Source organism: Mycobacterium canetti CIPT 140010059, from assembly GCF_000253375.1.
Classification (GTDB): domain Bacteria; phylum Actinomycetota; class Actinomycetes; order Mycobacteriales; family Mycobacteriaceae; genus Mycobacterium; species Mycobacterium tuberculosis.
In genome coordinates this window covers 3368471-3382543 of the sequence record NC_015848.1, presented here as the reverse complement: position 1 = coordinate 3382543, position 14073 = coordinate 3368471, and the positions used below count along the sequence as shown (strand labels likewise).

The window sequence follows — 14073 nt, the reverse complement described above, 5'->3', positions numbered from 1 at the left end:
ACGTGTTTTCCAAGGTGCTCGTCGCCAATCGCGGGGAGATCGCGATCCGGGCCTTTCGTGCCGCCTACGAACTGGGCGTCGGAACCGTGGCCGTTTATCCGTACGAGGACCGCAATTCGCAGCACCGTCTCAAGGCGGACGAGTCTTACCAGATCGGCGACATCGGTCACCCGGTGCATGCATACCTGTCGGTCGACGAGATCGTCGCGACGGCCCGTCGGGCGGGTGCCGACGCTATCTACCCTGGCTACGGGTTTCTATCGGAGAATCCGGATCTTGCTGCGGCATGCGCGGCGGCGGGCATCAGCTTCGTCGGTCCCAGCGCCGAAGTGCTTGAGCTGGCTGGGAATAAGTCTCGCGCCATCGCGGCGGCCCGCGAAGCCGGCTTGCCCGTGCTGATGTCCTCGGCGCCGTCGGCCTCGGTCGACGAACTGCTGTCGGTTGCGGCCGGCATGCCGTTTCCGTTGTTCGTCAAGGCAGTTGCCGGTGGCGGGGGCCGGGGTATGCGTCGTGTCGGCGATATCGCGGCGCTTCCGGAGGCGATCGAAGCCGCCAGCCGGGAAGCCGAGTCGGCGTTCGGGGACCCGACGGTCTATCTCGAGCAGGCAGTGATCAATCCACGCCACATCGAGGTGCAGATTCTGGCGGACAACCTCGGCGACGTGATCCATCTCTATGAGCGTGACTGCAGTGTGCAGCGTCGCCATCAGAAGGTCATCGAGCTGGCGCCCGCGCCGCACCTGGACGCCGAGTTGCGTTACAAGATGTGCGTCGATGCGGTCGCCTTCGCCCGCCATATCGGGTACAGCTGCGCGGGCACCGTCGAGTTCCTGCTGGACGAGCGAGGGGAGTATGTCTTCATCGAGATGAATCCGCGGGTTCAGGTGGAGCACACGGTGACCGAGGAGATTACCGACGTCGACCTGGTCGCCAGCCAGCTGCGCATTGCCGCCGGGGAGACGCTCGAACAATTGGGCCTGCGGCAGGAGGACATCGCACCGCATGGCGCCGCACTACAGTGCCGGATCACCACCGAGGATCCGGCCAACGGCTTCCGGCCGGACACGGGCCGGATCAGCGCGTTGCGCACCGCCGGCGGTGCCGGTGTCCGCCTGGACGGCAGCACCAACCTGGGCGCAGAAATCAGCCCGTACTTCGACTCCATGCTGGTCAAGCTGACCTGTCGGGGCCGTGACCTCCCTACCGCAGTGAGCCGTGCGCGCCGGGCGATCGCGGAGTTCCGGATCCGCGGGGTATCGACGAATATTCCGTTCCTGCAAGCGGTCCTGGATGACCCGGACTTCCGAGCGGGCCGGGTCACCACGTCCTTCATTGATGAGCGGCCGCAGCTGCTGACCGCGCGCGCCTCGGCCGACCGCGGCACCAAGATCCTTAACTTCCTGGCCGATGTCACCGTCAACAACCCGTATGGCTCGCGTCCGTCAACGATCTACCCGGACGACAAGCTGCCCGATCTTGATCTGCGGGCCGCACCACCGGCCGGGTCCAAGCAGCGACTAGTCAAGTTGGGGCCGGAAGGATTTGCTCGTTGGCTGCGGGAGTCGGCCGCGGTCGGGGTCACCGATACCACATTCCGGGATGCTCACCAGTCGTTACTGGCTACCCGAGTACGCACCAGCGGACTGTCGCGGGTGGCACCGTATCTCGCGCGGACCATGCCGCAGCTGTTGTCCGTGGAGTGTTGGGGCGGTGCGACTTACGATGTGGCGCTGCGCTTTCTCAAGGAGGATCCCTGGGAACGGCTGGCCACACTGCGTGCAGCAATGCCCAATATCTGCTTGCAGATGCTATTGCGGGGCCGCAATACCGTGGGCTACACGCCGTACCCGGAAATCGTGACGTCGGCGTTTGTGCAAGAAGCAACAGCCACCGGTATCGACATCTTTCGTATCTTCGACGCGCTCAACAACATCGAGTCGATGCGTCCGGCGATCGACGCAGTACGCGAAACAGGTTCTGCGATAGCAGAAGTCGCGATGTGCTACACGGGCGACCTTACCGATCCGGGTGAACAGCTGTACACGCTGGACTACTACCTGAAACTGGCTGAGCAGATCGTGGACGCCGGCGCCCATGTGCTGGCGATCAAGGATATGGCTGGACTGTTGCGCCCGCCGGCCGCTCAAAGGTTGGTCAGCGCCCTGCGCAGTCGCTTCGACCTGCCCGTTCACCTGCACACCCACGACACACCGGGTGGCCAGCTCGCCAGCTATGTGGCCGCTTGGCACGCCGGGGCCGATGCCGTCGACGGCGCCGCCGCGCCGCTGGCGGGAACGACCAGCCAGCCCGCGCTGAGCTCGATCGTTGCTGCCGCTGCCCACACCGAGTACGACACCGGCTTGTCGCTTTCGGCGGTGTGCGCCCTGGAGCCGTACTGGGAGGCGTTACGAAAAGTGTATGCGCCGTTCGAGTCTGGGTTGCCGGGGCCGACGGGGCGGGTTTATCACCACGAGATTCCGGGCGGCCAACTGTCCAATCTGCGCCAGCAAGCAATTGCTCTTGGTCTGGGAGATCGATTCGAAGAGATCGAAGAGGCCTACGCGGGCGCCGACCGAGTGTTGGGCAGGCTGGTTAAGGTCACGCCAACGTCCAAGGTGGTCGGCGATCTGGCGCTGGCACTGGTCGGCGCCGGTGTCAGTGCAGACGAATTCGCCTCCGATCCAGCGCGATTTGACATCCCGGAATCGGTACTCGGATTTCTGCGGGGCGAGCTGGGTGATCCGCCCGGCGGGTGGCCCGAACCGCTGCGCACTGCGGCGCTGGCCGGTCGCGGGGCGGCCAGGCCCACTGCGCAATTGGCGGCGGACGACGAGATTGCCCTATCGTCGGCCGGAGCCAAGCGTCAGGCCACCCTGAACAGGCTGTTATTTCCCAGTCCAACAAAGGAATTCAATGAGCACCGGGAAGCCTACGGCGACACGTCGCAATTGTCGGCCAACCAGTTCTTCTATGGTCTGCGCCAAGGTGAAGAGCATCGGGTGAAGCTGGAGCGTGGGGTGGAGCTGTTGATCGGGCTGGAGGCCATTTCCGAACCCGACGAACGCGGCATGCGAACGGTGATGTGCATCCTCAACGGGCAGCTGCGGCCGGTGCTAGTGCGCGACCGCAGCATTGCCAGTGCCGTTCCGGCCGCCGAGAAGGCCGACCGCGGCAATCCCGGACACATCGCCGCGCCATTTGCCGGAGTCGTCACGGTCGGGGTGTGCGTCGGCGAGCGGGTCGGCGCCGGCCAAACCATCGCCACCATCGAGGCGATGAAGATGGAAGCCCCGATCACCGCCCCGGTTGCCGGCACCGTGGAGCGGGTGGCGGTGTCGGACACCGCCCAGGTGGAGGGCGGAGACCTGTTGGTGGTGGTGAGCTGACCGCCCCGGCGACGATGCAGTGGGGGTACCGCCCGCTTGCGGGGGACGAAGCGATGAGGTGGGGGTACTGCCCGCTTGCGGATGAGCGGCGCAGATGAGCACCGCCGGCGACGATGCAGTGGGGGTACCGCCCGCTTGCGGGGGACGAAGCGATGAGGTGGGGGTACCGCCCGCTTGCGAGGGAGAGCGGCGCACTTGACCCGGATCATCGGCGGTGTCGCCGGAGGCCGGCGCATTGCCGTCCCACCACGCGGAACCAGACCTACCACCGATCGGGTGCGCGAGTCGCTCTTCAACATCGTGACTGCGCGGCGGGATCTGACCGGTCTGGCGGTGTTGGACCTCTATGCGGGTTCCGGCGCCCTGGGGCTGGAGGCGTTGTCGCGGGGAGCGGCGTCCGTGCTGTTCGTGGAGTCCGACCAGCGCAGCGCGGCCGTCATTGCGCGCAACATCGAGGCCCTAGGTCTCTCCGGTGCGACGCTGCGCCGGGGCGCGGTGGCGGCCGTCGTGGCGGCCGGGACCACATCCCCGGTGGATCTGGTGTTGGCCGACCCGCCCTACAACGTCGACTCCGCCGACGTTGACGCCATCCTGACCGCACTGGGCACCAACGGTTGGACGCGCGAGGGAACCGTAGCGGTGGTGGAGCGTGCGACCACGTGCGCGCCGTTGACCTGGCCGGAGGGCTGGCGCCGATGGCCCCAGCGTGTTTACGGCGACACCCGTTTGGAACTGGCCGAACGGCTTTTTGCCAACGTGTAGCGTCATCGGTCATGACCGCCGGCGACGATGCAGTGGGGGCCGTGCCCGCTTGCGGGGGACGCAGCGATGAGGAGGAGCGGCGCAGATGACGGGCGCGGTATGCCCAGGGTCATTTGACCCGGTGACGTTAGGCCACGTCGACATTTTCGAACGCGCCGCAGCCCAATTCGACGAGGTGGTGGTTGCCATCCTGGTTAACCCTGCAAAGACGGGCATGTTCGACCTCGACGAGCGGATCGCGATGGTCAAGGAGTCGACAACGCACCTGCCCAATCTGCGCGTGCAGGTCGGGCATGGCTTGGTGGTCGACTTTGTCAGGTCTTGCGGGATGACCGCGATCGTGAAGGGGCTGCGCACCGGCACCGACTTCGAATACGAGCTGCAGATGGCGCAAATGAACAAACACATTGCCGGTGTGGACACCTTTTTCGTCGCGACCGCGCCACGGTATTCGTTCGTGTCGTCCTCACTGGCCAAAGAAGTCGCGATGCTGGGCGGTGACGTGTCCGAGTTGCTGCCCGAACCGGTGAATCGCCGGCTGCGGGACAGGCTCAACACCGAACGGACCTAGCTCCTTTGCGGGAGTAGGTCCGATCGTGTGAGGCCTTCGCCGACTAGCTGGGGTCAAAGCACTCGTAGAACGTCTGGGTTGCGTAGTCGTAGCAGGTGTAGGTGCCCCACTCGGGTTGGTGGGTCGGGGCGGCATTGGCGGTGCCGGTAGCGGCTCCGAAGGCCGCCAGCCCGATCGCCGAGGCTAGCAGAGACATGCCGGCGAGGGCGCGGATACGGGCAGTGAACATTGGGTACCTCTCTGTCGCGTTGTGGCTGAATGTTGGTTTGCCGGCGGTGGCCGACAAGTCAAGATTGAGCGCGGCCGCTTGGCGGATCCTTGCGACGTTCTTGGGACCGACTTGCCTAGCGCGGGCTCGGTGGCGGACGGCGTTTCCTTCGACGAAAGGCGCGTTGCACCAGTCGCACCGGCCCAGTGGGACTGGCGTGAACGATCTTCGAAAGCGATATTGGATGCGCTAGGTGCGAAAATTGTCCTAACTCGGGGCCGCGCTGAGCAGACCCACCGGTCCTGTCTACACTCCGCTCCTTTGACCGCACCTGCCGCAGGCCAGGTCTTCGGGGTTTTTCCACAGTGCAAAGCGGGTGTCCCTTGAGCTTGCGTACCCGCTCATGAGCTGGCCGCGCCGGGGCGTTTTTGGCGGGCCGACCCCGGCCCCACGTGGGCTCGCTACGTGACAGCGCCCACCCGGACAGTTCACGTTGACCGGGTGAGGCCAAACGGCGCCGAGCGTGCACTGAGGGCGAGATTCGGGCCAGCCGATTTTCCGCCCTCAGTTCACGCTGGGCGACGGCGCCGAAACGGCCAGTCGACGCCGTGACCATCATGGGCACCAAGAAGTTGACCGCACCGCGCGCAGTCACCCATGTCAGAAGACGATGGTCTGGTTGTGATGCACGATGACGCGGTCTTGGCAGTGCCAGAGCACGGCGCGGGAAAGCACTGCGCGTTCGACGTCGGCGCCGACACGCACCAGATCATCGACGGTGTGGGTGTGGTCGACACGAACGACGTCTTGTTCGATGATGGGCCCCTCGTCGAGAACTTCGGTCACGTAGTGGGCGGTCGCGCCGATCAGTTTGACGCCGCGTTCTCGTGCGCGCTGGTACGGGGCCGCGCCGGTGAAGGCTGGAAGGAACGAATGGTGAATGTTGATCAGCGGGCAGCCGATCGCCTCCAAGAACCCCGGGCTGAGTATCTGCATGTAGCGTGCCAGCACTACTAAATCCACATTGCCGCTTAGCAACTGAAGCTGACGCTGTTCGGCTTCCGTACGAGTGTCGCGAGTGGCGGGAATATGTATGAATGGCACACCGAACGGGCGTACGTGCGCGGCCAGGTCAGGATGATTGGCAATCACCATGACAACCGACATTTCTAGCTCGCCGCGACGGTTGCGCCACAACAAGTCCAGCAAGCAGTGGTCCTCTGTCGATGCCATGATTGCGACCCGCTTAGGCTTGGCTGCTTCGGCAAATCGGTAGTCGATGCCGAACTTGTCCGCCACAGTGCTGCCGAAGTCGCGCTGCAGTTCGTCGACGGCGGCCGTGAGACCGGGCAGGTGAAAGATTGCGCGCTGCAAGAACGTTCCGCCCTCCGGCGCGGTGGAGTGCTGGTCCAGAGAAATGATGTTGGCGCCGGCCCGGGCCAGGAAGGTGCTCACCGCGGCGATGATTCCAGGGCGGTCGTGGCACCGAAGCAGTAACCGGCCAATATCGGCCGGCGGCGGTGGACCGCCAGGCGGTGGCGGATAATCCGGCTCGTTCGGCGTTGCGTGCGCGGTCATGCTCCCTTTGCCCATGGGTGGAATACCCGCAGGCCAGGATACCGCCGCCGGTGGCCTTTTCGGCGCCGACTGATCGGCGTGGTGGCGCTAGTGGCCGAGGTGATCGTCGTGGCGGTCATGGTGGTCATGCGGGGCATCCGGTGAGCCGCCCATCATGCGTAGCATCGGGAGACCGCCCGATGTGATGAATCGGACCACCAAGGCCGCCGCGATCACCAGAAAGATGACGTTGAGCCAGGTGGTGTAGTTCCACGATATTTCTGCGGTCATGACCGTAGCGCTGCGCTGGCTCGGGATGAGATTCGTTGTACCGAAGAGAAGTTCGATGAGATAGCCAGCGACGACCATCGATGCGTAGAAGGTGCCGAGCAGCACCAGCATCATCCTGGCGCCATAGTATTTACGGTAGATATTCAGGATCGGCAGTATCAGTAGGTCGGCGAAGATGAACGCGATGACCCCGCCGAAGCTGATGCCTCCGTTCCACAGCACCGCGGCAAGTGGCACGTTGCCGATCGAGCAAACAAACGAAACGATGGCCACGATGGGTCCTATGATCGGACCCCAGACCGCCGACCAGGCCGGATGATTGGCTAAAAAGAAGCTCTGCCAGAACGATTCGGGTACCCATGCCGCGATAGCACCGGCGATCAGCAGCCCGAGAATGAGGTCGCGCAGGATCGCCAACCACTCCATCACGAACACATGGGCGATGGAGGTAAATCCCGGTGGGGAAAGGAGTCGTCGCCAAAATGAGCCTTCCCGCTTGATGGACATGTCCATGGCGGCATGGCCTTCCATCGAGCCTGCGAGTCCCCGTTCGGCCTGTTCCCGGGCGGCGTCGATGAGCCGGGCGCCGACGAACAACCGGAACAACACGGCCAGGACAAGGATCATTATTGGACCGCCAACGAACTCGGCGGCGGTGAACTGCCAGCCCATCAGCAGGGCCAGGATGATGCCCAACTCCACCACGAGGTTGGTGGAACCGATCTCGAACGCCATAGCGGCAGTGAAGTTGGCCCCTTTGCGGAATAGTGACCGAGCCAAAGCCACCGCGGCATACGAGCACGACGACGAGGCCGCGCCCAGGCCGGTGGCGATTACCAGGGTGCGCGGCCGATCGTCGCCGAGCAGCGTGACGATCGTGGAGCGGCGCACCACGGCTTGAACCACCGCCGACAGCGCGAAGCCCAGGATCAGCGCCCACAGGATTTCCCAGGTCATCGACGCGGTCAGCGCCAGTGCGTGCCCGATCGCTCCCAGCACTGCTGCCGTCACTCGGTCCTCCACTTTGGTTGAGGTCACGCTCTGCCCTCCACCATATACCACCCGGGGGTATAGTCACCGGGGTGGGCAACGACCGCGCAGTGGTGCCGCTAAACGTATCGCCGCCCCACTCTTGCCGAGGTTTTCCCCGAGTGCGCGTGTCGTGCGTGTACGCTACGGCGTCGAGGTGGGGCGGGCCACCGGTTGCTAGCGAGGTGAGAGGGGACGCGGCCATCAGCACGACACCGGACGCCGCACCTGGGCTTGCCGCACGCAGGCGCCGGATCCTTTTCGTCGCGGAAGCAGTGACCCTGGCTCACGTCGTCCGGCCATTCGCGCTTGCGCAGTCGCTGGACCCTAGTCGTTATGAAGTGCACTTCGCCTGCGACCCGCGCTACAACCAGCTTCTAGGTCCGCTCCCTTTCCGTCACCATGCGATTCACACCATCCCCAGCGAGCGGTTTTTCGGCAATCTGGCTCAGGGTCGTTTCTATGCCATGCGGACGCTGCGGAAGTACGTTGAGGCGGACCTGCGGGTCCTGGATGAGATCGCGCCGGACCTCGTCGTCGGTGACCTTCGCATTTCACTGTCGGTCAGCGCCCGACTGGCCGGCATTCCTTACATCGCGATCGCGAATGCCTACTGGAGTCCGTACGCGCAGCGGCGTTTTCCGCTGCCCGACGTGATATGGACCCGCTTGTTCGGCGTCAGGTTGGTCAAGCTCCTCTACCGCCTGGAACGCCCTTTGCTCTTCGCCCTGCAGTGCATGCCGCTCAACTGGGTCCGCCGCAGGCACGGGCTGTCGAGTCTGGGGTGGAACCTGTGCCGCATCTTCACCGACGGGGACCACACCCTGTATGCCGACGTGCCCGAGCTGATGCCCACCTACGACTTGCCGGCCAACCACGAGTACCTTGGCCCGGTCCTGTGGTCGCCCGCCGGGAAGCCGCCGACATGGTGGGATTCGCTGCCAACCGACCGGCCGATCGTGTACGCAACCCTGGGCACGTCCGGCGGGAGAAATCTGTTGCAACTGGTGTTGAACGCCTTGGCTGCGTTGCCGGTGACGGTGATCGCGGCCACCGCGGGCCGCAGTGACCTGAAGACCGTGCCGGCCAACGCCTTCGTCGCGGACTACCTGCCGGGTGAGGCCGCTGCGGCTCGCTCGGCCGTGGTGGTCTGCAATGGCGGGAGTTTGACGACCCAGCAGGCCTTGGTGGCCGGGGTGCCGGTGATCGGGGTCGCGGGCAATCTCGATCAGCACTTGAATATGGAGGCCGTTGAGCGGGCCGGGGCGGGCGTGCTGCTGCGAACTGAGCGGCTGAAGAGTCAGCGGGTGGCAGGGGCCGTGATGCAGGTGATCAGTCGGTCCGAGTACCGACAAGCCGCCGCGCGACTCGCCGATGCCTTCGGACGAGACCGCGTTGGATTCCCGCAGCATGTGGAGAATGCTCTGCGCCTCATGCCGGAGAACCGGCCCCGGACATGGTTGGCCAGCTAGTTACTTCGACCTGAAAAAGTGACGGCGACTAAGTGAGTCGTTTGTGGGCGAATGCCGCCGGACTGTTGGTGGGGCAGAGCTTCGTGCTCTGGGAGCCGGGTCATGCTGCGAGGCTTCGTTTGAGGGTGCTGATGCGGCCTTCGCTGCCGGTGCGCCACTTGACTGTTCGTCGGAACGATGGCCGGTGTTCTTCGGCGCGCCGGGCCTGGGAGGGTCTGCCTTTACGCGGTATCGCGACCGTACGTACACCGAGGTCGTGCAGGTCATCTTCGACGCGTTTCTCGCCGTAGCCGCGGTCGGCGGTGACGGTGCCGGGCGGGCGTCCGGCGCGTGTGGTGATCCGTTCGACCGCGGGCGCTAGCTGCGGCGCGTCATGCGGATTGCCGTGCTCCACGGTGTGATCCAGGACGATGCCATCGTCGTTGTCGACGATCTGGGGCTTGTGCCCGAACTCGACCGGCCTCGGCCTTCTGCCGTGGGGAGGAACGCCACGGCGGTAGTGTCACTACCCGTGGTTGCGCTGTCACCGCGAGCAGGACAAGCTGGCTACCTTTGGCAGTCCATAACCCGCGGTTGAGGGTAACCCCAATCTGTTGCTACCATCCGCCGTGCGGTGGCGGTGTCCAGAAGATGCTCAGCCGCAAGCTGGGTCGCGTATGCCCGGCACCGAGCCCCAAGGATGCGGCGCGCGGAGCTCACAACGTGGGCGCGAACGCGGTCTAACGAATTGCCGCAGCCATGTATTGAGTCCGCTTCGACCTCATCAGTTCTCTTAAAGAGGCTTGCTAAATGACCAACATTCGACTGACTACGGTTTCGCAGTGAGGAGATGATGGAATGGGGCTAGTGTGGCGCAGTCGGACTAGTCTTGTAGGGCAACTGATCGGACTAGTCAGGTTAGTGGCGAGTTTTGCGGCCCAGTTATTCTACCGGCCGAGCGACGCAGTGGCGGAAGAATACCACAAGTGGTACTACGGCAACTTAGTGTGGACGAAGACCACTTATATGGGGATCAATTGCTGGAAATCCGTCAGCGATATGTGGAATTACCAGGAGATCCTGAGCGAGTTGCAACCATCCCTCGTCATCGAGTTCGGCACCCGCTACGGCGGCTCGGCGGTGTATTTTGCCAACATCATGAGGCAGATCGGCCAGCCATTCAAGGTACTTACCGTGGACAACTCACACAAAGCCCTCGATCCAAGAGCCCGGCGCGAACCAGATGTTTTGTTCGTTGAATCGTCATCCACCGACCCGGCGATTGCCGAACAAATTCAACGCCTCAAAAACGAATACCCTGGCAAGATCTTCGCCATCTTAGATAGCGACCACTCGATGAATCATGTGCTGGCCGAGATGAAATTACTACGGCCGCTACTCTCCGCCGGTGACTACCTAGTAGTCGAGGATTCCAACATCAACGGCCACCCAGTCCTGCCCGGGTTTGGGCCTGGACCTTATGAAGCGATCGAGGCATATGAGGATGAATTTCCAAACGATTACAAGCATGATGCGGAGCGGGAGAACAAATTCGGCTGGACTTCCGCGCCCAACGGATTTCTGATCCGCAACTAGCGGTCGGTGTGAGAAATAGCTCGACGCATTGCATTTTGGGGGATTGTATTTTTGGGAGGTTGCCTGCGGGTACGGGCTGCCTCGAGATTAGGGGGCGAGTATGGAGGAAACAAGCGTCGCCGGCGACCCGGGACCGGACGCTGGGACGAGCACGGCGCCCAACGCCGCACCGGAGCCTGTCGCTCGCAGGCAACGGATCCTGTTTGTAGGGGAGGCCGCGACCCTGGCCCACGTCGTCCGGCCGTTCGTGTTGGCGCGGTCGCTGGACCCGAGTCGTTATGAGGTCCACTTTGCCTGCGACCCGCGGTTCAATAAGCTTTTGGGCCCGCTCCCGTTCCCACATCACCCGATTCACACCGTCCCCAGCGAGGAGGTTCTCCTTAAAATCGCTCAGGGCCGCCTCTTCTACAACACGCGGACGTTGCGCAAATACATCGCGGCTGACAGGAAGATCCTGAACGAGATCGCACCGGACGTAGTCGTCGGTGACAACCGTCTTTCGCTCTCGGTCAGCGCCCGACTAGCCGGCATTCCGTACATCGCCATCGCGAACGCCTACTGGAGTCCTCAGGCCCGCCGTCGGTTTCCGCTGCCAGACGTGCCGTGGACCCGCTTCTTCGGGGTCAGGCCGGTCAGCATCCTGTACCGCCTGTACCGTCCGTTGATCTTTGCCCTCTATTGTCTCCCGCTCAACTGGCTCCGCCGGAAGCACGGGCTGTCGAGTCTGGGCTGGGATTTGTGCCGCATTTTCACCGACGGTGACTACACCCTGTATGCCGACGTACCCGAGCTGGTGCCGACATACAACCTGCCGGCCAACCATCGATATCTCGGACCCGTCCTGTGGTCGCCCGACGTAAAACCGCCGACTTGGTGGCACTCGCTGCCGACAGACCGGCCGATTATTTATGCGACCCTCGGCAGTTCCGGCGGAAAGAACCTGTTGCAGGTGGTTTTGAACGCCCTGGCCGATTTACCCGTGACGGTGATCGCGGCCACCGCTGGCCGGAACCACCTGAAGAACGTGCCGGCCAACGCCTTCGTCGCGGACTACCTGCCGGGCGAAGCGGCTGCAGCGCGCTCCGCCGTGGTGCTCTGCAACGGCGGCAGCCCGACGACGCAGCAGGCGTTGGCGGCCGGGGTGCCGGTGATCGGGCTCCCCAGCAACATGGACCAGCACTTGAACATGGAGGCCCTTGAGCGGGCCGGCGCCGGCGTTCTCCTGCGAACCGAGCGGCTCAACACTGAAGGCGTGGCGGCAGCCGTAAAGCAGGTGCTCAGTGGGGCCGAGTTCCGACAAGCCGCCCGGCGGCTTGCCGAAGCCTTCGGACCAGACTTTGCCGGATTCCCGCAGCACATCGAAAGTGCGCTGCGGCTCGTCTGCTAAAGGGGCTCTTCGCAGTTGAGGGTGTAGGGCGGGTCGGCGCGTCGTTGCCGGGGTAGGGGTCGAGGTCTTCCGATGATGGGGTTTCCTACACCTCTCATCCGAAAGACCTCGACGTGCACGACGCTACCGGTGGTGCGGGCTTTGTCCGCCCCGATCTGACCGCTTTCTGCCGGCTTGATGAGCTCGGGGTGGAGGTGACCGGCCAACACCTGGATTCCGAGCGGGCGGTGGCGGCGTGTCGGATCACCGACGAGGATCGATGGTGTCGACGTTGCGGCGAGCAAGGCGCCGTCCGGGATACCGTGACCCGCCGATTGGCTCACTGGTGCACCATCCTTGTGTCGGTGATCTTGGATGGATTGCCCGATGCACCCGAGGCGCCGCTGGGTTATCGCCCTGCTCGCTTGACAGCCGTGATGTCCATCATGAGTTTTGCGGAGTCCGGCGGTTGCCCCGGACGCGCCGACCGTCGACAGGACTGAGCGCCGACGAGCGCCGAACAGTGAGCGATGCGGCAGCCGCGTTCGGGCCTCGCACGAGGGTGCCTCCCCACTGGGTCTAGCAGCGAGGAGGCTGTTATGGAGTCTACTGCCGAAACCACATTGCGCGACGAGCCGCAGAACGGCGTCACGGGTGGAATTGATTGGGCGCGAGACGATCACGCGGTATCGATCGTCGATGCGCGTGGCCGCGAGGTTCGCCGCGCCACGATCGAGCACAACGCCGCCGGACTGCGCGAGCTGCTCGAGCTGCTGAACCGGGCCGGTGTGCGCGAGGTCGCCATCGAACGCCCGGACGGCCCGGTGGTGGACACCCTGCTCGAGGCCGGGCTCACGGTGGTGGTGATCAGCCCGAACCAGCTGAAGAATCTGCGCGGCCGTTACGGCTCGGCCGGCAACAAGGACGACCGCTTCGACGCGTTCGTGCTCGCCGACACGCTGCGCACCGACCGGTCCCGGCTGCGTCCACTGCTGCCCGACACCGCGGCCACGGCCACCCTGCGCCGGACCTGTCGCGCTCGCAAAGACCTGGTCGGGCACCGGGTGGCGTTGGCCAACCAGCTGCGCGCGCACCTGCGCATCGTCTTTCCGGGCGTGGTCGGGCTGTTCGCCGACATCGACTCGCCGATCAGCCTGGCGTTCCTGACCCGATTCGACTGCCAGGACCGCGCAGACTGGTTGTCGGTCAAGCGCCTGGCCGCCTGGCTGGCCGCCGCCGGCTACTGCGGGCGCGTCGACCCCGCGGTGCTTCACGGCCGGCTCACCGGCGCCCCGCGCGGTGTCACAGGTGAGGACGGCGCCGCCAACGCACACATCACCCGCGCCCTGCTCGCTGCGCTTACCAGCATCGCCACGCAGATCAAGGCCCTCGACGCGCAGATCGCCGAGCAGCTCGCCCTGCACGCCGACGCGCACATCTTCACCTCCCTGCCCCGCTCCGGCACCGTGCGCGCGGCCCGGCTGCTCGCCGAGATCGGTGACTGCCGAGCCCGTTTTCCCACGCCCGAATCGCTGGCCTGCTTGGCCGGCGTCGCCCCCTCCACCCGCCAGTCCGGCAAAGTCACCCACGTCGGGTTCCGTTGGGCCGCAGACAAACAACTCCGCGACGCCGTCTGCGACTTCGCCGGCGACAGCCGCCGAGCCAACCCCTGGGCCGCCGACCTTTACAACCGCGCCCGAGCCCGCGGCCACGACCACCCTCACGCCGTACGCATCCTCGCCCGCGCCTGGCTTTACGTCATCTGGCACTGCTGGCAAGACGGCGTCGCTTACGATCCCACCCAACACCGAGCCCTGCAGGCTCTCCGTAACCAAGTTCGCCAAACGGCGGCTTGA

The 14073-nt window shown here is 64.6% G+C and carries 10 protein-coding genes and 6 pseudogenes; 10 read left to right on the top strand and 6 right to left on the bottom strand.

Features of this window, described 5'->3' with window-relative positions; all coding sequences use genetic code 11:
- Positions 1-2 precede the first annotated feature (2 nt).
- The 4 genes and pseudogenes from MCAN_RS15715 to coaD all read left to right on the top strand — a co-directional run bounded on the left by MCAN_RS15715 (position 3) and on the right by coaD (position 4719).
- A complete protein-coding gene (locus MCAN_RS15715) occupies positions 3-3386 on the top strand; it encodes a pyruvate carboxylase (protein ID WP_014001508.1) in 3384 nt (1127 codons plus the stop codon).
- A gap of 94 nt (positions 3387-3480) precedes the next feature.
- Positions 3481-3583 (top strand): annotated as a pseudogene (locus MCAN_RS24210) (hypothetical protein); the annotation flags it as partial.
- On the top strand, positions 3582-4148 hold the full coding sequence (gene rsmD / locus MCAN_RS15710; RefSeq protein WP_014001507.1) for a 16S rRNA (guanine(966)-N(2))-methyltransferase RsmD: 567 nt from the start codon (positions 3582-3584) through the stop codon (positions 4146-4148). The pseudogene MCAN_RS24210 and the gene rsmD, both read left to right, overlap by 2 nt.
- A gap of 85 nt (positions 4149-4233) precedes the next feature.
- Entirely contained in the window at positions 4234-4719 is a 486-nt protein-coding gene (gene coaD, locus MCAN_RS15705) for a pantetheine-phosphate adenylyltransferase (protein WP_003414998.1), read from the top strand.
- A gap of 43 nt (positions 4720-4762) precedes the next feature.
- Here coaD and MCAN_RS15700 read toward each other — a convergent pair whose 3' ends face one another.
- From MCAN_RS15700 to MCAN_RS15690, 4 genes and pseudogenes are all read right to left on the bottom strand, one after another.
- A complete protein-coding gene (locus MCAN_RS15700; protein WP_003414994.1) occupies positions 4763-4948 on the bottom strand; it encodes a hypothetical protein in 186 nt (61 codons plus the stop codon).
- Positions 4949-5269: 321 nt separating this feature from the next.
- Positions 5270-5402: pseudogene (locus MCAN_RS24205) on the bottom strand (ISL3-like element ISAar34 family transposase); the annotation flags it as partial.
- A 185-nt stretch (positions 5403-5587) separates the two neighbouring features.
- Positions 5588-6520 carry a formyltetrahydrofolate deformylase gene (gene purU / locus MCAN_RS15695; RefSeq protein WP_003899559.1) on the bottom strand — a complete coding sequence of 311 codons (933 nt, stop codon included), beginning with the start codon at positions 6518-6520 and terminating at the stop codon, positions 5588-5590.
- Between the two features lie 72 nt (positions 6521-6592).
- Positions 6593-7813 (bottom strand): permease, encoded by a 1221-nt coding sequence (locus MCAN_RS15690; RefSeq protein ID WP_003414924.1) that lies wholly within the window; start codon positions 7811-7813, stop codon positions 6593-6595.
- A 113-nt stretch (positions 7814-7926) separates the two neighbouring features.
- Here MCAN_RS15690 and MCAN_RS15685 point away from each other — a divergent pair, with 113 nt between their 5' ends.
- On the top strand, positions 7927-9276 hold the full coding sequence (locus tag MCAN_RS15685) for a PGL/p-HBAD biosynthesis rhamnosyltransferase (RefSeq protein WP_014001506.1): 1350 nt from the start codon (positions 7927-7929) through the stop codon (positions 9274-9276).
- Between the two features lie 115 nt (positions 9277-9391).
- Here MCAN_RS15685 and MCAN_RS15680 read toward each other — a convergent pair.
- A pseudogene (locus tag MCAN_RS15680) lies at positions 9392-9751 on the bottom strand (transposase); the annotation flags it as partial.
- Here MCAN_RS15680 and MCAN_RS15675 point away from each other — a divergent pair.
- From MCAN_RS15675 to MCAN_RS23285, 4 genes and pseudogenes are all read left to right on the top strand, one after another.
- Positions 9752-9999, top strand: a pseudogene (locus tag MCAN_RS15675) (hypothetical protein).
- Between the two features lie 114 nt (positions 10000-10113).
- Complete coding sequence (locus MCAN_RS15670) at positions 10114-10851, top strand: rhamnosyl O-methyltransferase (protein ID WP_003414919.1); 738 nt, start codon at positions 10114-10116, stop codon at positions 10849-10851.
- Between the two features lie 100 nt (positions 10852-10951).
- Positions 10952-12238: a PGL/p-HBAD biosynthesis glycosyltransferase gene (locus MCAN_RS15665; protein ID WP_003899557.1), complete on the top strand. Its 1287-nt coding sequence runs from the start codon at positions 10952-10954 to the stop codon at positions 12236-12238.
- Positions 12239-12351: 113 nt separating this feature from the next.
- Positions 12352-12561, top strand: a pseudogene (locus tag MCAN_RS23285) (ISL3 family transposase); the annotation flags it as partial.
- Here the strand turns inward: MCAN_RS23285 and MCAN_RS23185 are convergent.
- Positions 12558-12738: pseudogene (locus tag MCAN_RS23185) on the bottom strand (hypothetical protein); the annotation flags it as partial. The pseudogenes MCAN_RS23285 and MCAN_RS23185 overlap by 4 nt on opposite strands.
- A gap of 78 nt (positions 12739-12816) precedes the next feature.
- Here MCAN_RS23185 and MCAN_RS15655 point away from each other — a divergent pair.
- Positions 12817-14073 (top strand): IS110 family RNA-guided transposase, encoded by a 1257-nt coding sequence (locus tag MCAN_RS15655; protein WP_014001439.1) that lies wholly within the window; start codon positions 12817-12819, stop codon positions 14071-14073.